This is a genomic window from Aeromonas sp. s13, assembly GCF_040907905.1.
Classification (GTDB): domain Bacteria; phylum Pseudomonadota; class Gammaproteobacteria; order Enterobacterales; family Aeromonadaceae; genus Aeromonas; species Aeromonas veronii.
The window spans coordinates 168,580-188,871 of the sequence record NZ_JBFOCS010000072.1; the positions used below are offsets into that span (position 1 = coordinate 168,580).

Genomic DNA, 20,292 nt, shown 5'->3' on the forward strand with positions numbered 1-20,292 from the left:
TTTCACTCAACCACTATTCATAGCATCTCATATGGGGCTTTTGTCCCGCTCAAGACATTCATCCTGTCTTGCCTGTTGCCGGATGCAGCAGTCTCTTGTGCCACGGAGTCGCACGGGATCAGGTTCAAGGCCGAACACACCACCGACAGAGACGTCACTTATGATCAAAAAACTGATTCTTTCTACCCTGCTGTTTTGCGGGATCGCCACGGCGGCCCCGACCCCTGCCCCCACCTCCACCCTGGATGCCGTGCTCGAACGCGGCGTGCTGCGAGTCGGCTTCGATGCAGGCTATCAACCCTTCGAGATGACCAACAAGCAGGGCCAATACATCGGCTTTGACGTGGATCTCGCCAAGATGGTCGCCAAAGAGATGGGCGTGAAGGTCGAGTTCGTCAACACCGCCTGGGATGGCATCATTCCGGCGCTGCTGACCAACAAGTTCGACGTCATCATGGGCGGCATGACCGTCACTCCCCAGCGCAACCTGCGAGTCAACTTCGCCGATCCTTACATCGTAGTCGGCCAGACCATAGTCCTGCGCAAAGAGAAGGCGGGCGAAATCAAATCCTTCACCGACCTCAACGACCCGAAATACAAGATCGCGGTCAAGCTCGGCACCACCGGCGAACAGGCAGTCAAGCGCCTGATCCCCAAAGCTACCCTGCTGCAGTTTGAAACCCAGGATGACGCCAAGCTGGAAGTGATCAACGGCAAGGTCGATGCGTTCGTCTATGACCTGCCCTACAACGCTATTTTCGCCTCCCAGAATCAGGGCGCCGTGGTGCACCTCGACAAGCCGTTCACCTTCGAACCGCTGGCCTGGGCCATCCGCAAAGGAGATCAGGACACCCTCAACTGGTTCAACAACTACCTGCGCCAGATCAAGGGCGATGGCAGCTACGACCGTCTCTACAAGAAGTGGTTCGAATCCAACGCCTGGCTGAATCAGCTCAAATAACCTCCGGGGGGCGGCACATGCCGCCCCTGCACCACGCAGCTCCCCACACAATAACGAGAAGAGGTTGTGACTGTGCACACACCCAAACCGACAAGACAGATGGAAAAACAGCCCAATCAGCTACTCTGGCATGGGGTTTTCCTGCTGATGCTGCTGGTTGCCGTATTCGGCATCTACAAGGCTGTCCAGTCAGTGGATTACACCTGGCGCTGGGAACGCATTCCCCAATACATCGCCTATCAGGCGGAGCAGAAGAATCTGGCCGAATTTGACGGCACCGTGATGGCGGGCACCAGCGAGGCCGAGAAGGGCAAGCTGTTCCTGCAAGACGATCTCGACCCCAATGTGCGGCAAGCCATTGCCAGTACCGGCGTACAAGTCGCCGAAGGGGATACCGTTTTTCGTGGCGATACCCTCGACACCCAACTGAGCTGGACCGCAGGCCCCATCGCCTGGGGCGTCTGGGTCACCGTCAAGCTCTCGCTGGTGGCGGGCATCTTCGCCATTTTGCTAGGCACCCTGGCCGGGCTGGCGCGCCTCTCCCCCAATCCCGCCCTGCGCAATCTGGCGGTCACCTACGTTGAGCTCATCCGCGGCACGCCGCTGCTGGTGCAGATTTTTATCGTCTACTTCTTTATCGGCACCGTGCTGAACCTCGACCGCTTCACCGCCGGGGTCGCGGCACTGGCGGTCTTTACCGGCGCCTATGTGGCGGAGATCGTCCGCGCCGGTATCAGCTCCATCCACAAGGGGCAGATGGAGGCGGGCCGCAGCCTGGGTATGACCTCCGCCCAGACCATGCGCTATGTCATCCTGCCGCAGGCGTTCAAGCGGGTGCTGCCACCGCTGGCAGGCCAATTCATCAACCTGATCAAGGACTCCTCGCTGGTCTCGGTCATCTCCATCACCGACCTGACCAAGGCGGGGCGCGAGGTGGTGAGCTCCACCTTCAGCCCGTTCGAGGTGTGGTTTACCGTGGCCCTGCTCTATCTGGTGCTCACCGGCACCCTCTCCTTCCTGGTACGCCGTCTCGAGGTGAAATATGCGAAAAGCAACTGATCCCATCATCAAAGCGACCGGCGTTGAGAAGTTCTACGGCAGCGAAGTGCATGCCCTGAAAAATGTCAGCACCCAGGTGGCCGAAGGGGAAGTGGTCGTGATCGTCGGCCCCAGCGGCTCCGGCAAGTCCACCTTCCTGCGCACCCTCAACCAGCTGGAGACCATCAACGACGGCAATATCGTGGTCGACGGTATCTGCCTGACCGAGCCGGGCGATGTCAACAAGCTGCGGGAAGAGGTGGGCATGGTGTTCCAGTCCTTCAACCTCTTCCCCCACCTGACGGTGCTGGATAATATCTGCCTCGCTCCGCAGAAGGTGCGTGGCCTGTCGCGCCGTGAGGCCGAAGACAGAGCCAAGGCGCTGCTGCTGAAAGTGGGGCTGTCGGTGAAAGCGGCCAGCTACCCCTCCCAGCTCTCCGGCGGTCAGCAACAGCGGGTGGCCATCGCCCGCGCACTCGCCATGCAGCCGCGCATCATGCTGTTTGACGAGCCCACCAGTGCGCTGGACCCCGAAATGGTGGGGGAAGTGCTGGATGTGATGAAGGGGCTGGCTCGCGAGGGGATGACCATGGTGGTGGTGACCCACGAGATGGGCTTTGCCCGCGAAGTGGCGGATCGGGTGCTCTTTATGGAGAGTGGCGAACTGGTGGTAGATGAAAAACCGGCCGATTTCTTCGACAATCCCCCCTCCCCGCGTCTGCGCCAGTTCCTGAGTCAGGTGCTGTAGCCAACACGCTCTGCTGGATAAACGAAGAGGGACCGCAAGGCCCCTCTTCTTGTGTGTCACGCTGAGCAGGCTTAACCCAGCTGAACCCGAGTGCCCCTCTCATCGGCTCAGCGCGGGGACTTTCCCAGATAGCGCTCCACGATCACTTTCACCCCGTCACGTTTCTTGAGCTGATAGAGCTCCTTGTCAAACTGATCGATAAAGGCCTGTTTGTAGGGATACTCCCCCTTGCGGCTGTAGCCGAGAAACCCCTGCTCCTTGCTGAGCACCGGCCCCTGTTTGAGCAGGGACATATCGGCCACCGCCAGCTGATCGGCCTTTATCATGTTGAGCAACTCATAGAGCAGGGAGAGGCGATCATTGATGGTGCAATCGACCCTGCCGCGGACAATCTTGAGCAGGTTCTCCCGATTGCTTTTCACCTCCTCCACGTCGATCTGCTTCTCTTTTACCGCCTGCCAGAAGGCATCGCCGCCGACGGCAAAACCGGCGTTCATGCCAAAGCGCAAACCGTGATAGTCGAGCGGAAACCTGGCCTGCGGAGTATTGGCCGCCACACTGGCGCCGCACATCACCACCAGCTCTTCATCCAGCATCGGCTGGGAGTAGGGCCACATATAAGGGCGGGTATCGGGCATGTAGTAAGGTGGAAAAATAGCGAAGGCGGCCCCCTGCTCCACCATGCTCAGACCGCGCCGCCACGGCATGGGCTTGAGCACCACCTCATAGTCAGGCATGGCAGAGGTCACCTCGCGGATGATGTCGGCATAGATCCCCCTGACTTCTTCCCCCTCCTGCCAGGAGTAGGGGGGATAGGCGGCATCCGCCAGGATCTCGACCCGGGTCTTGGCGTGCGCCATCATGCACAACCCCAGCAACAAGCAACACCAGACGCGCATAAGCCAGCACCTCCTGAAAAAGCCTGCATCAAGCATAGCCATCCAGCGCGCCTTCCTCTGCTGCCGCGCCATATTTCATGCCATCTCTTCGTTGGCTGGAAAATGTTAATGAAATATTAAAACCATCCTTTATGCTGGAGAGCAATTGCTCTGAATGGATGGCCGAATATGGATGTACAACTGCTTCTGCTCTACCTCTCCCCGATTTTTCTGGCCTTTATCGGCTGGGAGATGCTCTACCTGCGCAAACATGGCGCGGCCTTTCCCACTGCCACCTACCAGTGGCGGGATCTGTTCGCCAACGCCGCGCTGGCCCTGATGCACCAAGGGGGCGATGCGCTGGCGGCCATCGCCATTGCTTATCTGTATGACACCCTCTGGGGCTGGCGACTGTTCGATATCGAGCTGAATCTCTGGAGTGTGCTACTGCTGTTCCTGTTGCAGGATCTCTGTTACTGGCTGTTCCACTTCACCAGCCACCATGTTCGCTGGCTGTGGGCCTCCCATGTGGTGCACCACAGCTCGGAGCGGCTCAACCTCTCCACCGCTTTTCGCCAGAGCCTGATGTATCCCATCTCCGGCATGTGGCTGTTCTGGATCCCGATGATTGTCATCGGCTTCCCGCCCGAGGCGGTGGTCGCCACCGTGCTGCTGAGTCTGGGCTTCCAGTTCTTCGTCCACACCCAGGTAGTGGGCAAACTCGGCTGGCTTGAGTGGATCTTCAACACCCCCTCCCACCACAGGGTGCATCACGCCAGCAACGCCAAGTACATAGACCGCAACTTTGCCGGGGTGCTGATCATCTGGGATCGGCTGTTCGGCACCTTTGTGGAAGAAGACCCGGCCGAGCCTTGCCGCTTCGGCATCACCAAGCCGATCCACAGCTTTAACCCCCTCACCCTCACCTTCCACGAGTGGCGCGACATGCTGCATGACGCCCGTGGCCTGCCGTGGCGACAAAAACTCGCGGTGCTGTTTGGCAAACCGGCCGGGCCTGCCAGTCGCTGAGCCCTCGCATCGAATAGCAAGCCCCTGATACCCAGTCCCTGATAACAAGAGAGCGCCACGGCGGCGCTCTCTTTTATGGTAAATCACATCTTCGATATCAGAGATGGGCAAACGACCAGACGGCAGGGATCAGGCTCAGCAAGGTCACTCCGGCCAACAGCCGCTCGCGGCCACTCAGGCAAAGATCTGTGCCCAGCTGACGGCGGCTGTAGAGAAACAGCAGCAGACCAGGCCCGTAGAGCAACAACGACAGCAGCAGATACTTCACCCCGGCAGCATAGAGCAGCCAGAAGCCGTAACCGCTCGACACCAGCGCTACCGCCCGCATCAGACCGCGGCCCTGCCCGCGCTCCCCCTTCTTGCTGAACGAGAGCTTGAGCAAGAACAGGCCGATCAGCAGATAGGGCACCAAAATCATCGAGGTAGAGATAAGCAGCAGGCTGGTGTAGCCCTTGCCGAGCAGCCACACCAGCAGCAGGCAAGTCTGCACCGTCAAGCTGGTGAGCCAGAGCGATGCGATAGGCGTCCCATTGCGGTTCTGGCGCCGGAAGATGGCGGGAAACGCACCGTGTCGGGCCGCGCTGAACGGTACCTCCGCCGAGAAGAGGGTCCAGCTCACGTAGGAGGCGAGCACCGAGACGATAAGGCCGATGCTGATGAGCAGCTTGCCCCAGGAGCCGGTCATCTGGGCCATCAGCCCTGCCATGGAGGGGTTGGGCAGCGCCGCCAGCTCGGGTCGGCTCAATATTCCGAGCGCCAGCACCGAGATAAGCACATAGAGCAGCAGCGCCAATAGCACCCCAAGCACGGTGGCGGTACCCACATCCCGCTTGTTTCTCGCCCTGGCCGACAGCACCGCTGCCCCCTCGATACCGGTGAAGACCCAGAGAGTGATCAGCATGGTGTTGCGCACCTGCTCGGAAACCGGCACCGCCAGGCTACTGCCCTGCTGATCCGCCGCGAAGGTGACCGGATCGAACCAGTAGCAGGCAAACAGGATAAACAGCAGCAGCGGCAGGCTCTTGGCCAGGGTCGCCACCAGATTGAACAGCGCCGCCTGCTGCACGCCACGGGCCACCAGCAGGTGCACCGCCCAGAGGATGCAGGACTCGCCGACAAACGCCGCCAGGGTATTGCCGTCACCAAACCAGATCTGCTCGGGGGTGTCGACAAAGCTGCCCAGCGCGGCAAAGGCGATCACCAGATAGCCCACCACGCCGATGGTGGCGCAGAGCCAATAACCCCAGGCGGAGAAGAATCCCACCAGCTCGCCAAAACCGGCGCGGGCGTAGCTGTAGATACCGCCGTCAAGATCTGGCCTTAACCGCGACAGATAGAGAAAACTCATGGCGAGCGCCAGGATGCCCACCCCCGTCACGCCCCAGCCGATCAGCACGGCGCGGGCGCCTGCCACCTCGGCCATGTTCTGGGGCAGGCTGAAAATCCCCGCCCCCACCATGGAGCTGAACACCAGCGCGGTGAGAGACCAGAGCCCAATCTTGTTCTCTTTCATGGAAGCTCCTTAGCGCAACCGGCGGCTCAGCGCCTGAATATGCTCGGGGCCGATACCGCAGCAACCGCCGATCAAATTCGCCCCGCCTGCGCGCCAGCGCTCGGCCCAGCCGAGATAATCCAGCGGCCCCAGATCGGCGCGGATCTCATCCAGTCCGTCGTTGGCGGTGGCCTCTTTGGGCTGCGGCGGGAAGGCGTTGGCATAGGCACCGAGCCGAATATCGGTGCGGCCCTGCTCTTGCAAAGCGTCACCGGCCACCTTGAGCGCCCCCTCAATCACCTCGGGCTGACAGCAGTTGAACAGAATGGCATCGACTCCTGCTACCACCAGCATGGTCACAGCATCGGCCACCCGTTCGCCGGAGCGCAGTCGCGGCTCGTTGCCCGGCGCCTCATCTTCCAGCGTGAAGGAGACCCAGAACGGCTTGCCATCGTCAGGCAACAGCGCTTTCAGGGCCAGTGGCTCGGCAATCAGGCTCATGGTCTCGGCCAACCAGATATCCACATAAGGGGATAGCGCCCGGATAAGCGGTGTCGCCAGCTCGCTCACCCGGTCCGCCTTGAACAGGTCGGCACGGTAGGAGCCAAAGAGCGGTGGCAGAGAACCCGCCACCTGCACGGCGCCCTTCTGCTCGTCAGCCACCTCACGGGCCAGTTGACCAGCCAGCGCTGCCAGCCCCTCCCCGTCGGCAAAGAAACGCTCATCGCCGATATGAAACGGCACCAGCGCATAGCTGTTGGTAGTAATGACCCTGGCCCCGCTCGCTACATAGGCCTGATGCACGTCACGCACCGTCTCTGGCGCCTCCATCAAGGCCAGCGCCGACCACTCGGGTTGACGAAACGGTGCCCCCCGCCGTGCCAACTCGCGCCCCATGCCCCCATCCAGCACCCACAATTCCCTGGTTTTCATCTGTCGTGTCTCTTTGTTATGTGCGTTGTTTATTTGCGTATTTATCTGTTTGTTTTGTTGATCTGCGGTTTCGCATCGAATCGCTGCAGATCGTCCCGCTTCATCCTGGGAAGCCCTTTTATTACACAGCCATAAAAACATATAGATGTTTAGATGGCCAAAACAAGATAAAGCAAAGCGCCACGGGCGGCAATCAGTATCAGCAGAAATCAGCGTGCAAACGGCGAAGCAAACGCAGAAATGCAAGAGGCCACCCGAAGGTGGCCTCATCACTATCTTGATCCGCTGGTAACTTAACGCCCGGCCAGCACTCGCTTGATCTGTTTGACCCAGTCGGAGACCCGACCCTGCTGCGGCAAACCGCGCCAGATCTGCTCCCACTGGGCAGGGCTGAGCGGACGACCGAGGCGACGCTGCACACCCGCATAGAGGTAGTCATGGGCCGTGGTGGCCGCATGCTCGGAGGTGAGGAACTTGGAGACCGGATCGGTCAACCGCACATCCCGCATGCCGAGTAGCGGATAGTCATTGTGCACCGCCGCCAGCATGGTCTCGCGCATGGCGGACTCGATGTAACCACGGGCAAACAGGGCGGTCACCGACTCCAGCGAGCCCTGATCCGGGCCGTGGTACTGCTCGTCAAAGACCGGGCTCGGCTCGGCCATGCCACTTTGCACCACTGCATCGGGATCCGACTGCGGCACGACCACGGCAGGCTTGGGGGTTACCGGCTTGGCTGCCACTGTGGCTTTGCGCGGCGCACTCTGACTACAGGCACCCAGTGCCAGGGCGAGCGCGACACAGGCCAGCGCACGGGAATGAGACTGCATCTTCATGACTCTTATGTCGCTCCTTTTACGATTCCTGAGCTGGCTTCTCGGCAACAGCCGGTTCGACCCGGGTAACCAGCAGCTGATCAATCTTGTAACTGTCGATATCCACCACTTCGAACTTGTAACCGGCGTATTTGACCGAGTCAGTGCGCTTGGGGATCTTGCGCAGCATATACATGATAAAGCCGGCGATGGTCTCGTAGTTCTGGTTCTCGGGGAACTCTTCGATATCGAAGGCGCGCATCACGTCGGAGATGGGGGTGACCCCGTCCACCAGCCAGGAGTTCTCGTCGCGCTGGACGATCTGCTCTTCCACCACGTGAGTCGCCCACTCGCCCATGACGGTACTCATCAGGTCATTCATGGTGACAATCCCCACCACCAGCGCGTACTCGTTCATCACCACGGCAAAGTCGCCACGATGATTCTTGAAGTACTCCATCGCCTCATAGAGGTTCAGGGTATCGGGGATGATGATGACGTTCTGCACCAGGTTGCCACCGATCAGGTCGATGCTCTGGCCGCCGATAACGCGGATCAGCAACTCTTTGGCATCGACAAAGCCCTTGATGCTGTCGAGGTTGTGGTCACAGACCAGAAACTTGTTGTGGGGATGTTCGGCGATCTTCGCCTTGATGCTCTCTTCACTCTCTTGCAGGGTGAAGTAGATGAGGCTCTCGCGGGCCGTCATGGCAGAGGTGACACCAAGGGACTGCAACTCGAACACGTTCTCGATGAGCTGATGCTCCTCGCGCTGGATAACCCCCGCCTCGGCACCGGCATCCATCACCGCATAGATATCGTCGGAGGTGATCTCGTCGTTACGCACCGTGGAGACGCGCATCAGACGGAACAGGGTGTTCGCCAATCCGTTGAAGACCCACACCAGCGGCATCAACACGGTGACGAAGAAGAGCATGGGGCGCACCACCACCACGGCAATCTGCTCGGGCATGGTCATGGCCAGACGCTTGGGCATCAGGTCGGCGATCAGGATAAACATGCCGGTGACGAACACGAAGGAGGCACCGGAGCTGATCTCGCCAAGCCAGGGGCCCTGGTAGAACTGGGAGACAATCCCCTTGATGGCGGGGTTGAGGGCAGACTCACCAAGGATACCACCCAGAATGGCGACGGTATTGAGGCCAATCTGCACCACGGTGAAAAAGTTGCCCGGTTGGGCCTGCAGGGCCAGCACCTTTTCGGCCTGGCGATTACCTTCATCCGCCATCACCTGCAATTTGATTTTGCGAGACGCGGCGAGAGAGATCTCGGAGAGGGAGAAGAACACACTGCCGCCAACCAGCAGCATTAAAAAGAACAAACTATCGGCAAAACTCATGATTAACCTATTGCTACACCCGCCTTAGCACAAGACGGCAAACTGGGCCCGGGAGACCGGACCGTGAGCCCATCCGGGACTCACACAGGGGGAGTATTCTATCAGAAAACAGCCAGTTGGGGGCTTTATCTTACTCCGACCAGTTATGCAACAAAAAAGGCGCTTCACGCGCCTTTTTATTCACTTCCGGTTAGCCCTTGCCCAGCAAGGTGCCCAGATCGTCCGCCTTGGTATGGCGCACATCCTTGCCTTTCACGTAGTAGACGATGTACTCGCAGATGTGCTGGCAACGATCGCCAACCCGCTCGATGGCACGCGCCGCCCACAGGACGTTGAGCACCTGGGGGATGGTGCGGGGATCTTCCATCATATAGGTCATCAGCTCGCGGATGATGGACTCGTACTCGCGGTCTACCTTGTCATCTTCCTTGTAGACCGCCAGCGCCGCATCCAGATCCATGCGGGCGAAGGCGTCGAGCACATCGTGCAGCATCTTGATGGTACGACGGCCCATGTTCTCCAGAGACACCAGCGGCGGCTGCGGCTTGTTGGCGTTGTCGGTCAGCATGCGGGCGATCTTGTCGGCCACGTCGCCAATGCGCTCCAAATCGGTGATGGTCTTGATGATGGCCATCACCAGTCGCAGGTCGGAGGCAGTCGGCTGGCGCTTGGCGATGATGCGGGTGCACTCCTCGTCGATCGCCACTTCCATCGCGTTGACCTTGTGGTCGTTGGCCACGATTTTGCGGGCCGCATCGAGATCCTGATCGTGGATCGCCGCGATGGCGTCGGTGAGCTGCTGCTCCACCAGACCGCCCATCACCAGCACCTGGTTGCGCACGCTCTCTAGCTCGGCATTGAACTGACCGGAGATGTGTTTATTGAGGTTCATATTGTCCATACAAATAATCCTTGATTGCTCCGATTATGCCTTAGCCGTTGAACCGACTGCCAATCTGTTTGCTGAGATTCATCCTCTCCTCTCCTTAGCCGTAACGACCGGTAATGTAATCTTCGGTCTTTTTCTTGGCCGGGGTGGTGAAAATGGTGTTGGTATCCGAGTACTCGATAAGCTCGCCCATATACATGAAGGCAGTCTGATCCGACACACGCGCAGCCTGTTGCATGTTGTGGGTCACGATCACCACGGTGAACTGGCTCTTGAGCTCGTTGATCAGCTCCTCGATGGTGAGGGTGGAGATGGGATCGAGCGCCGAGGTCGGTTCATCGAGCAGCAACACTTCCGGCTCGATGGCAATGGCACGGGCAATCACAAGACGCTGCTGCTGACCACCGGAGAGACCGAAGGCGTTGTCGTGCAGACGATCCTTCACCTCGTCCCACAGGGCCGCACCGCGCAGGGAGCGCTCGGCCGCTTCATCCAGGGTGCGGCGATCATTGATCCCCTGCAGGCGCAGACCATAGACCACGTTTTCGTAGATGGACTTGGGGAACGGGTTCGGGCGCTGGAACACCATGCCCACCTGACGGCGCAGGGCGGAAACATCGACGCTCTTGTCATAGATGTTGTGGCCGTGCAGCTGGATCTCCCCCTCGATGCGGCAGATCTCCACCAGATCGTTCATCCGGTTGATGCAGCGCAGCAGGGTCGATTTACCACAGCCTGACGGGCCGATAAAGGCAGTCACCTGCCCTTTGGGGATCTTCATGTTGACGTTGAACAGCGCCTGCTTGCTGCCGTAGTACAGGTTGAGATCCTTCACCTCCAGCGCGGTCTGCTCCGGGGTCAGGTTGAGCAGGTCCAGCGCAGTGTGCTGGGTAGACGTGGTCGTTACGTTGATCATCTGTTACCTCAAAATCAATCTGGAGTGGCCGGACTGCTGCCGGCGCCCCTCACGTATTGGTGCAGAGAGATGGCGGCTCGCGCTCGGCCGCCCCTCTGTTATCTCACTCTTGTATCACTCATGCGGCGCCGGATTAATGCTCCAGCGACCGGAATTTCTCGCGCAAGTGGTTACGAATACCGATAGCGGTCAGGTTCAGACCCACGATCACCGTCACCAGCAGGAAGGAGGTGGCGTAGACCAGCGGGCGGGCCGCCTCGACGTTAGGGCTCTGGAAGCCGACGTCATAGATGTGGAAGCCCAGGTGCATGAACTTGCGCTCCACATGCAGATACGGGAAGTTGCCATCCATCGGCAGGGTCGGTGCCAGTTTCACCACCCCCACCAGCATCAGTGGCGCCACTTCACCGGCTGCACGGGCAATCGCCAGAATAAGGCCGGTCATGATGGCCGGGCTCGCCATCGGCAGCACGATGCGCCACAGGGTCTCGGCCTGGGTTGCGCCCAGTGCCAGCGAGCCCTGACGGATGGTGCTCGGGATCCGCGCCAACCCCTCTTCGGTGGAGACAATCACCACCGGCAGGGTCAGGATGGCCAGGGTCAGCGCCGACCAGATCACGCCGGGTGAGCCAAAGGTCGGGCTCGGCAGCGCTTCCGGGTAAAACAGCTGATCCAGCGAACCACCGAGCGTGTAGACGAAGAAGCCCAGACCAAACACGCCGTAAACGATGGAGGGCACGCCCGCCAGGTTGATCACCGCAATGCGGATGATCTTGGTCAGACTGTTCTTGCCCGCATATTCGTGCAGGTAGACTGCCGCTACCACCCCCAGCGGGGTCACGATGATCGCCATCAGGAACACCATGAACACGGTGCCGAAGATGGCCGGGAACACCCCGCCCTCGGTGTTGGCTTCACGGGGATCGTCAGAGACGAACTTGCCGATCTGGTGGAACCAGTGACCCACCTTGGCCAGCAGGCTCATGTCGTTGGGCCATACCACGTCCAGTACCTTGGACATCGGCATGGTCACCAGCTCGCCACGCATATCCTTGACGGTGATGGCGTCGCGGTCCGCTTGGCTACGCAGTGAGAAGAGCTCTTTTTCCAGCACCTGATAGCGATCGTTGAGGGCCTGACGCTCGCTGGCCAGTTCGGCTTTGAGCTGATCGGTCAGCTTGTCATCCAGCTCGGCCTTGCGCTCTTTCAGGCGCAGCCGCTCCAGTTGATAGTTGATGCTGCCGATGTCCCCTTTTTGCAGATCGTTGGCCTGTTCGGAGAGGGCATTGGCTCGCGCCAGCACCCGCTGCAGGGCAGGATGCAGATCAGAGGTGAGCTCGCGGCCATCCTCTTTCACCCCGACGATATAGCCATAGAAGTTGCCGTTGGTGGCACGCTCAACCATGGCCAGCTCGGCTGGCTGGCTCTGGGACTTGATGTCCGTCTCCAGTACCCAGCGAAAATCGAGGTCAACGAACTCGCGGTTGCCGGTCTTGACCAGATAGCGGGTCAGCAGCTCGCGCTCTTCCCCTTCCAATGGCAGCCCTGCGGCGCGCAGTCGCTCCACCGGAACCTGCTCGCGATCGTTGATCTCGCCGATCAGTACGCTCTTGTTGCCATTTGCGTCTTCAAGCTGCCACTCATAGATGGGGTGCGGCCAGAAGTAGACCAGACCACGCCAGCCGATCAGCAGCAGCAGACCCAGTACCGCCACCAGACTCAGGCTGACGGCACCGCCGGTCATCCAGATCCAGGGGGCCCCTGATTTAAACCACTTACCCATTGTCGATTCCTTGTCCATTACAGAGTCGCCCCTTACATCGAGCTGTATTTTTCACGCAACCGCTGACGGACAAACTCGGCCAGGGTGTTGAACAAAAAGGTGAACACAAACAGGACGAAGGCCGCGAGGAACAGTACCCGATAGTGGGAGCTGCCCACTTCCGATTCCGGCATCTCTACCGCGATGTTGGCGGCGAGGGTGCGCAGCCCCTGGAACATGGAGAAGTCCATGATGGGGGTGTTGCCGGTAGCCATCAGCACGATCATGGTCTCGCCCACGGCGCGGCCAAGACCCATCATCACCGCAGAGAAGATGCCCGGGCTGGCAGTGAGGATCACCACCCGGCTCAGGGTCTGCCACGGGGTGGCCCCCAGCGCCAGCGAGCCCTGGGTCAGGTGTTTGGGCACCGAGAAGACCGCATCTTCAGCGATGGAGAAGATGGTGGGGATGACCGCAAAGCCCATGGCGATACCGACCACCAGCGAGTTGCGCTGGTCAAACTTGATGCCCATTTCGTGAGTCAGCCAGATGCGCGAATCGCCGTGCATAAAGGCATTCTCGATGAGCGGGCTCAAGGCGAAGGCACCCCAGCCAATCAGCAGCAGCACCGGGATCAGCAGGATGGCGTGCCACCCCTCCGGCAGCCAGGACTTACCGCGCTCCGGCAGATAGTTCCAGAGCAATGCAGTCAGCAACATCCCCATCGGCAGCAATATCAGCAGCAGGATCACCCCGGGCAGCGCCCCCTCGATGATGGGCGCCAGCCAGAGACCCGCCAGGAAGCCCAGGATAACGGTCGGCAGCGCCGCCATGATCTCGACCGTCGGCTTGACGTATTTGCGCAGCCCCGCCGACATGAAGTAGGCGGTATAGATGGCACCGGCCACGCCGAGCGGCACAGCAAACACCATGGCGTAGAAAGAGGCTTTCAGCGTACCGAATACCAGCGGCACCAAACTCAGCTTGGCTTCAAAGTCGTTGCTAGCGGAGGTGGATTGCCACACATACTGGGGCTCCGGATACCCTTCGTACCACACCTGTTGCCAGAGGGCAGACCAGGTCACTTCGGGGTGTTCGTTCTCCACCGAGAAGAGCTTGAAGGTATTCCCTTGCTGCATCAGCAACAGGTTGTGACGGGGGGAGATGGCCAGGGCAGAGAGTTCGCCCCCTTCCACCGTCTCGGTCAGCAGCTTGGTCTCGCCGGTGGCGTGGAAGAAGCTGATGATGCCATCCTTGTCGGCACTGATGAAGCCTTTGCGAAAGTGCTCGGGAGTCAGCAGATCTACCGCGCCATCGCCCTTGAAGTCACGAATTTGGGTGAACTGGCGTTTGCCATCCTTCGCCACTTCGAACCACTGGGAAATCACGCCGTTGTCATTACCCACCAGCAGTGAAGAGGCGCCGGAGAGCAGCTGAACCCGGGTCACATTGGCGTTGGGGGCATTGATCTCCAGCACGTTGCGCAGGGAGATTTCGCTCAGGTTATGAATGTCATAGACGGAGAGGCGATTGCCCTCGCGCACGAACAGGATGCGCAGATTGGGGGTCAGCAACATCTGATCCACATGGCGCGGCAGGGAGGGAATCGTGTAGTTTTCACTGCTCCACTCAATCTCCCCGGAGATGAAGTTCTCCTCACCGTTCATCACCGTCATCACGCCACGACCATCTTCGGTCACGGCGGCGGTCGCCATCTTGTCCTTGGTGGCTTCGAACACCATCAGTTGCAATGCCTTCCCTTGCGGGTCGATCACCACAGGCTCTTCGCCGAAGGGATATTGCAGGCTGGGTTCAATCACCCGCACATCGTTGGGATAGGAGACCTTGAACGCTGGCTGGACGACCTGCGCCTTGCCATCGGCAAAGCCGTAAGCGATCAGCCGCTGGCCCGGTGCCGGGGTCGCTACCGTGGTGATGTCACCAGCAACCTGGGCCTGACCCAGTGACTGGCCGACCTTGATCTTGTCATCTCCCTGCACCGCAAAGAAGTTGACCTGCCCTTTATCGCTGAAGCGATAGCCGATCTCGTTCTGCTCTTCCACGCCGAGCCAGGCGGTCTTCCCTGCGGCAGGCAGGGTAAACGAGGCGGTCGGCTCCATGGAGGCGCCATTGAAGATGGGTTTCACCACATAGAGCAGATAAAAGAAGATAAGCAGCAGCGCCACCAGTACCAGGGCTCCGCCTGTGGTGACGCCATATTTGGCCAATTTATCCTTGATCCGGCGTTTTCTACTGCCCGCCATGACCAGGTTTAACGATTCCGATGACATGCAAGACCTCAATGTAAGCTAGGCTTCGCGGCATTATATGGCGGTTGCATGACAGTTTTGTTACATCGAGAACGCTTTAACTGAGGTTGTTAACGGAAGAATGGGCGGGGATCCCCTCGAAGGCGATCGATCGTAATATATTGTTTATAAAGGGATATTTATGCTGATAATCAGCAAGGGCAGCCTGCGCTGCCCCCGAATGATTCAGGAAAGGGTATCGTTTGATTGTTGCAGCGCCAGTTTGGCCGCCTTTTTCTCGGCGCGACGGCGCTTGAAGAAGGCCGACAACTGGGCCGAGCAGGCATCGGCCAGCACACCGCCGGTCAGCTCGACGCTGTGATTGTGGCGCGGGTCCTGCAAGATCTCGAACACCGACCCCGCGGCACCGGTCTTGAGATCTCGGGCGCCGTAAACCACCCGCTTGACCCGGCTATGGATCAGCGCACCGGCACACATACAGCAGGGCTCCAGCGTCACATAAAGAGTGGTGTCGAGCAGCCGGTAGTTCGCCAGCTGCTTGCCCGCCGCCCGGATTGCCATCACCTCGGCATGGGCACAGGCATCGTGTTCGCTGATGGAGCGGTTCCACCCCTCTCCCACCACCTGACCATCCAGCACCAGTACGGCACCGACCGGGATCTCGCCAATCCCTTCGGCCCGGGCGGCCAATGCCATGGCATGGCGCATCCACTGTTCGTCCTGCTCGGTCTGACTCGGTATTTCTGGGACCTCTGATGGTTTCACGCCCATCCCCTCTTTATATTGTTCAATTGTGCTGTTTGCATTCTCGCTATTCATACCTGTCAGGTGAATCCATAGATAGCAGGCATGATCGCTCGCAGTGACAGGGCGGCGATTATGCCAAATCTGCACGTCAGACCCAAGCCGCATCCCGACTGAGCAATAAAGAAGCAATCGGCATCTCTATGATAAAAAAGGAGTTGCACCCGTTTGGTCATGCTATTAGACTTCCTCCCCGTCAGCCGAGTCTGACTCCGTCGGTGTGTAGCGCAGCCAGGTAGCGCATCTGCATGGGGTGTAGAGGGTCGGAGGTTCGAATCCTCTCACACCGACCATTTTCCCCGAGAATAGCCCAGTCAAAGGACTGGGCTATTTTTTTGCCTCCGATTTATCCTCCTGACGATGCCAGCCCATCAAGCACAAAAAACACTCAGAACCACTTGAATCTTTTTGCCGAACTCATTAAGATGCGCAACTTTCCGCCGGTAGACAACACAGGGAGGTGGAAACACGAGTGAAGGGATCACTGTCCGGCTTGCGTGCAACACAGGACCAGGCATGAACCAGAACACCGATTTCGCCCCCGCCATTACGCTTTATTCCGTTCCTCACGACACCCCTTGCCACACCGAAAGCGAAAATGAACAGGTCATCCAGCTGGATGTGATCGATCTGGCCGAACCGGATGATGACTATTGAGCCCGGCCAGATGGCCGCTCATCACCAGCACATCGCCTGTTCAACGCTCTCCGTTTCAGGCCCTTGGCGAGAAATCTGCAAAAAACGACAAACTGCTAATTCTATCAAGGATGGTAGTATTATTGACTGATGCGTCTCCCCCTTTCCTCTCCAGCATCCCTCCCGACAATTGATACAAACCTACGTTATTGCGCTTCACTTTCCATCGTTGCAACCGCTGGTGCCAACAGAGCCTGCATCACCACACCAAGTTTAAAACACACGTTCACCAACTAGGTCTAGCAATAGCAAAACATTCATTGCCACATTCAAACGCAATTTATACGGCTGTTTTGGCAAAGCCTGGAGTTAGGTCGGGATTTGTTTTTGCATTTGTAATTTTATTACGTAATAAGTTACAAAATGAGGGGCAGGGTAACGGCCCAAATTAGCCGTTGTCCGATGGGAAAAAGCAGGAGCATAACCATCTGCGTAGAGCTTTTATACCAATCCAATAAAACAATAAAAAACATCAACTTAACTATATCGAAAAAACAGGCGTTTAAAAAAAACTGTTGACGTATTCAACAATATTTCGCACCTTATCAATCGTGTTACCCCGTTGTTGCGGGAACGTTTCAGGAACAGGGATTCGACTTTAGTCGTAGTTAGTAAGTTCAAAATGTAATTCTCAAAGGAGTGAACCTTATGTCGGCACCGGCTCAGACCCACTGCAGCGCCCGCCTTCGCATCCAGGGCGAGATGCTACCCGAATACGCGCAAATTCTGACGCCGGACGCGGTGGCTCTGGTCTCCGAACTGGTGGAACGTTTTGCTCCCCAAAGAGGGGAATTGCTGAAACAACGTGTGGCACGCCAGGCCCGTATCGATGGCGGCGAGCTGCCGGACTTCCTGCCGGAAACCGCCCACATCCGTGAAGGTGACTGGACCATTCGCGGTATTCCCGCCGACCTGCAAGACCGCCGTGTGGAGATCACCGGCCCGGTCGAGCGCAAGATGGTGATCAACGCCCTCAACGCCAACGTCAAGGTGTTCATGGCGGATTTCGAGGATTCACTGGCTCCCGCCTGGAATAAGGTGATCGAGGGCCAAATCAACCTGCGAGATGCGGTCAACGGCACCATCTCTTACACCAGTCCGGAAGGAAAGGCCTACACCCTGACCCACAATCCGGCGGTGCTCATCTGCCGGGTGCGCGGTCTGCACCTGCCGGAAAAACATGTCACCTTCGATGGCGAGCCCATCCCCGGCGGTCTGTTCGATTTTGCCCTCTACTTCCTGCACAACTATCAGGCGCTGCTGGCCAAAGGCTCGGGCCCCTACTTCTACGTGCCCAAGTTGCAGAGCCATCTGGAAGGGCGCTGGTGGAGCGAAGTATTCACCTGGACCGAGGACAAGTTCGGTCTGCCCCGTGGCACCATCAAGGCCACCGTGCTGATTGAAACCCTGCCAGCCGTATTCGAGATGGATGAGCTGCTCTATCAAATGAAGGATCACATCGTTGCGCTGAACTGCGGCCGCTGGGACTACATCTTCAGCTATATCAAAACCTTGAAGAACCATCCGGATCGGGTACTGCCTGATCGTCAGGTGGTGACCATGGACAAGCCGTTCCTCTCTGCCTACTCGCGGTTGCTGATCAAGACCTGTCACAAGCGCGGTGCGCTGGCGATGGGGGGTATGGCCGCCTTTATTCCGGCCAAGGATGCCGCCGTCAACGAACAGGTGTTTGCCAAGGTCAAGGCCGACAAGGAACGCGAAGCCAACAACGGCCACGACGGTACCTGGGTCGCCCACCCCGGCCTCGCCGATACCGCGATGGCAGTGTTCAACGCCACCATTGCGGCTGGCGCCAAGAACCAGATCGGTGTGTTGCGCGAGCAGGATGCCCCCATCACCGCCGCCGACCTGCTGGCACCCTGTGAGGGCGAGCGCACCGAGGCGGGGATGCGCACCAATATCCGGGTTGCCCTGCAATATCTGGAGGCCTGGATCAACGGCAACGGCTGCGTGCCTATCTACGGTCTGATGGAAGATGCCGCCACCGCCGAGATCTCCCGCACCTCCATCTGGCAGTGGATCCGCCACGGCAAGAGCCTGTCGAACGGCAAGGTGGTGACCAAAGAGCTGTTCCGCCAGATGCTGGCCGAGGAGCTGGAGGTGGTCAAAGCCGAGGTGGGCACAGCACGCTGGCAGGCAGGACGCTTTGCCGAGGCAAGCGAACTGATGGAAGAGATCACCTGCGCCGACACCCTGATCGATTTTCTGACGCTGCCCGGTTACGAGCGGCTCTGAATCACGGGCCCCCAGCGGGGCTCGCCAATAACAAGTCAATGGAAACGTGAAATCAATGAAAGAGGGAACTGATATGGCACTGACCCGTGAGCAACAGATCCAGGCTATCGAGAAAGACTGGGCGGAAAACCCCCGCTGGAAAGGGATCAAGCGCGGCTACAGCGCCGAAGATGTGGTGAACCTGCGCGGCAGCTTGCAGCCGGTGCACACCCTGGCCCAGCGTGGAGCCGACAAGCTGTGGGGTCTGATCCACGGCGACGCCAAGAAAGGCTATGTCAACTGCCTCGGCGCCCTGACCGGTGGTCAGGCAGTGCAGCAGGCCAAAGCGGGGATCGAGGCGATCTACCTCTCCGGCTGGCAGGTGGCGGCGGACAACAACTTGTCCTCCACCATGTATCCGGATCAGTCCCTCTATCCGGCCAACTCGGTACCGTCCGTGGTGGAGCGCATCAACAACTCCTTCGCCCGTGCCGACCAGATCCAGTGGGCCAACAAGGTAGGGCCGCAGGATGAGGGCTTTATCGACTACTTCCTGCCGATCGTGGCCGATGCGGAAGCCGGTTTCGGCGGCGTGCTGAACGCTTTCGAACTGATGAAGGGGATGATAGAAGCAGGCGCCGCCGGCGTACACTTCGAAGATCAGCTCGCTTCCGTCAAGAAGTGCGGTCATATGGGTGGCAAGGTGCTGGTACCGACTCAGGAAGCGGTGCAGAAGCTGGTTGCAGCCCGTCTGGCAGCTGATGTGTGCGGCACCACCACCCTGGTGATCGCCCGTACCGACGCCAACGCCGCTGACCTGTTGACCACCGACGCTGACCCGTACGATGCAGACTTCCTGACTGGCGAGCGCACTGCCGAAGGGTTCTACAAGGTACGTGCCGGAATCGATCAGGCCATCGCTCGCGGTCTGGCTTACGCCCCCTACGCCGACATGGTGTGGTGTGAAACCGCCAAGCCGGATCTGGACGAAGCACGTAAATTTGCCGAAGCGATCAAGGCCAAGTTCCCGGACCGCATCCTGGCCTACAACTGCTCCCCGAGCTTCAACTGGAAGAAGAATCTGGACGATGCCACCATCGCCCGCTTCCAGCAGGAGCTCTCCAATATGGGCTACAAGTACCAGTTCATCACCCTCGCGGGTATCCACAACATGTGGTTCCACATGTACGAGCTGGCCTACCAGTACGCCCGTGGCGAAGGGATGAAGCACTACGTCGAGATGGTGCAGGAGCCGGAATTTGCCGCCGCCAGCCGTGGCTACACCTTCGTGGCGCACCAGCAGGAGGTCGGTACCGGTTACTTCGACAAGGTGACTACCGTCATTCAGGGTGGCCAATCCTCGGTGACCGCACTGACCGGCTCTACCGAAGAAGATCAGTTCCACTGATAGACAGAGCCCCCTTGAGATAGCAAAACCCCGGCCTGATGCCGGGGTTTCTTTTTGA

At 59.0% G+C, this 20,292-nt stretch carries 17 protein-coding genes and 1 tRNA gene; 8 read left to right on the forward strand and 10 right to left on the reverse strand.

The features are described from left to right. Window positions 1-160: 160 nt before the first annotated feature. From AB5Y82_RS15210 to AB5Y82_RS15220, 3 genes are all read left to right on the forward strand, one after another. Window positions 161-961, forward strand: coding sequence for a transporter substrate-binding domain-containing protein (locus tag AB5Y82_RS15210; protein WP_005334079.1), 801 nt, complete (start codon window positions 161-163; stop codon window positions 959-961). A gap of 99 nt (window positions 962-1,060) precedes the next feature. Beyond that, on the forward strand, window positions 1,061-2,020 hold the full coding sequence (locus tag AB5Y82_RS15215) for an amino acid ABC transporter permease (protein ID WP_100646278.1): 960 nt from the start codon (window positions 1,061-1,063) through the stop codon (window positions 2,018-2,020). Continuing rightward, window positions 2,004-2,747 (forward strand): amino acid ABC transporter ATP-binding protein, encoded by a 744-nt coding sequence (locus AB5Y82_RS15220; protein ID WP_368174177.1) that lies wholly within the window; start codon window positions 2,004-2,006, stop codon window positions 2,745-2,747. Before AB5Y82_RS15215 ends, AB5Y82_RS15220 begins: the two co-directional genes overlap by 17 nt. 107 nt (window positions 2,748-2,854) lie before the next feature. Here the strand turns inward: AB5Y82_RS15220 and AB5Y82_RS15225 are convergent, their stop codons facing one another. Next, complete coding sequence (locus AB5Y82_RS15225; RefSeq protein ID WP_005350714.1) at window positions 2,855-3,646, reverse strand: ABC transporter substrate-binding protein; 792 nt, start codon at window positions 3,644-3,646, stop codon at window positions 2,855-2,857. 168 nt (window positions 3,647-3,814) lie between these two features. On the opposite strand from AB5Y82_RS15225, the gene AB5Y82_RS15230 reads away from it, so the two are divergent. After that, window positions 3,815-4,654, forward strand: coding sequence for a sterol desaturase family protein (locus tag AB5Y82_RS15230; protein ID WP_323969070.1), 840 nt, complete (start codon window positions 3,815-3,817; stop codon window positions 4,652-4,654). A 97-nt stretch (window positions 4,655-4,751) separates the two neighbouring features. Here AB5Y82_RS15230 and AB5Y82_RS15235 read toward each other — a convergent pair whose 3' ends face one another. The 9 genes from AB5Y82_RS15235 to tadA form a co-directional block, all read right to left on the reverse strand. After that, window positions 4,752-6,167 carry a basic amino acid/polyamine antiporter gene (locus AB5Y82_RS15235; protein ID WP_368174178.1) on the reverse strand — a complete coding sequence of 472 codons (1,416 nt, stop codon included), beginning with the start codon at window positions 6,165-6,167 and terminating at the stop codon, window positions 4,752-4,754. Between the two features lie 9 nt (window positions 6,168-6,176). Beyond that, window positions 6,177-7,079 carry a homocysteine S-methyltransferase family protein gene (locus tag AB5Y82_RS15240; protein WP_368174179.1) on the reverse strand — a complete coding sequence of 301 codons (903 nt, stop codon included), beginning with the start codon at window positions 7,077-7,079 and terminating at the stop codon, window positions 6,177-6,179. 293 nt (window positions 7,080-7,372) lie between these two features. Then, entirely contained in the window at window positions 7,373-7,915 is a 543-nt protein-coding gene (locus tag AB5Y82_RS15245) for a hypothetical protein (protein ID WP_368174180.1), read from the reverse strand. A 19-nt stretch (window positions 7,916-7,934) separates the two neighbouring features. Beyond that, window positions 7,935-9,254, reverse strand: a complete 1,320-nt coding sequence (locus tag AB5Y82_RS15250) for a hemolysin family protein (protein WP_088869414.1) — start codon at window positions 9,252-9,254, stop codon at window positions 7,935-7,937. A 190-nt stretch (window positions 9,255-9,444) separates the two neighbouring features. Beyond that, window positions 9,445-10,155 carry a phosphate signaling complex protein PhoU gene (phoU, locus tag AB5Y82_RS15255; RefSeq protein ID WP_005334097.1) on the reverse strand — a complete coding sequence of 237 codons (711 nt, stop codon included), beginning with the start codon at window positions 10,153-10,155 and terminating at the stop codon, window positions 9,445-9,447. An 85-nt stretch (window positions 10,156-10,240) separates the two neighbouring features. Beyond that, complete coding sequence (gene pstB, locus AB5Y82_RS15260) at window positions 10,241-11,059, reverse strand: phosphate ABC transporter ATP-binding protein PstB (RefSeq protein ID WP_005334102.1); 819 nt, start codon at window positions 11,057-11,059, stop codon at window positions 10,241-10,243. A gap of 133 nt (window positions 11,060-11,192) precedes the next feature. Further along, the gene (gene pstA, locus AB5Y82_RS15265) at window positions 11,193-12,842 is read right to left on the reverse strand and encodes a phosphate ABC transporter permease PstA (RefSeq protein ID WP_106843146.1); all 1,650 of its coding nucleotides are present in this window, start codon (window positions 12,840-12,842) and stop codon (window positions 11,193-11,195) included. A gap of 32 nt (window positions 12,843-12,874) precedes the next feature. After that, window positions 12,875-15,112, reverse strand: coding sequence for an ABC transporter permease subunit (locus AB5Y82_RS15270; protein WP_106843147.1), 2,238 nt, complete (start codon window positions 15,110-15,112; stop codon window positions 12,875-12,877). A gap of 204 nt (window positions 15,113-15,316) precedes the next feature. Beyond that, the gene (gene tadA / locus AB5Y82_RS15275; protein WP_080741294.1) at window positions 15,317-15,856 is read right to left on the reverse strand and encodes a tRNA adenosine(34) deaminase TadA; all 540 of its coding nucleotides are present in this window, start codon (window positions 15,854-15,856) and stop codon (window positions 15,317-15,319) included. Between the two features lie 255 nt (window positions 15,857-16,111). Between tadA and AB5Y82_RS15280 the strand changes: the two genes are divergently transcribed. The 4 genes from AB5Y82_RS15280 to aceA all read left to right on the forward strand — a co-directional run bounded on the left by AB5Y82_RS15280 (window position 16,112) and on the right by aceA (window position 20,234). Then, window positions 16,112-16,188 (forward strand) — tRNA-Pro (locus AB5Y82_RS15280). Between the two features lie 223 nt (window positions 16,189-16,411). Then, complete coding sequence (locus AB5Y82_RS15285; RefSeq protein ID WP_005334106.1) at window positions 16,412-16,552, forward strand: hypothetical protein; 141 nt, start codon at window positions 16,412-16,414, stop codon at window positions 16,550-16,552. 687 nt (window positions 16,553-17,239) lie between these two features. Further along, window positions 17,240-18,847: a malate synthase A gene (gene aceB / locus AB5Y82_RS15290; RefSeq protein WP_368174181.1), complete on the forward strand. Its 1,608-nt coding sequence runs from the start codon at window positions 17,240-17,242 to the stop codon at window positions 18,845-18,847. 73 nt (window positions 18,848-18,920) lie between these two features. After that, entirely contained in the window at window positions 18,921-20,234 is a 1,314-nt protein-coding gene (gene aceA, locus AB5Y82_RS15295; RefSeq protein ID WP_201973092.1) for an isocitrate lyase, read from the forward strand. The last annotated feature ends 58 nt before the right edge of the window (window positions 20,235-20,292 follow it).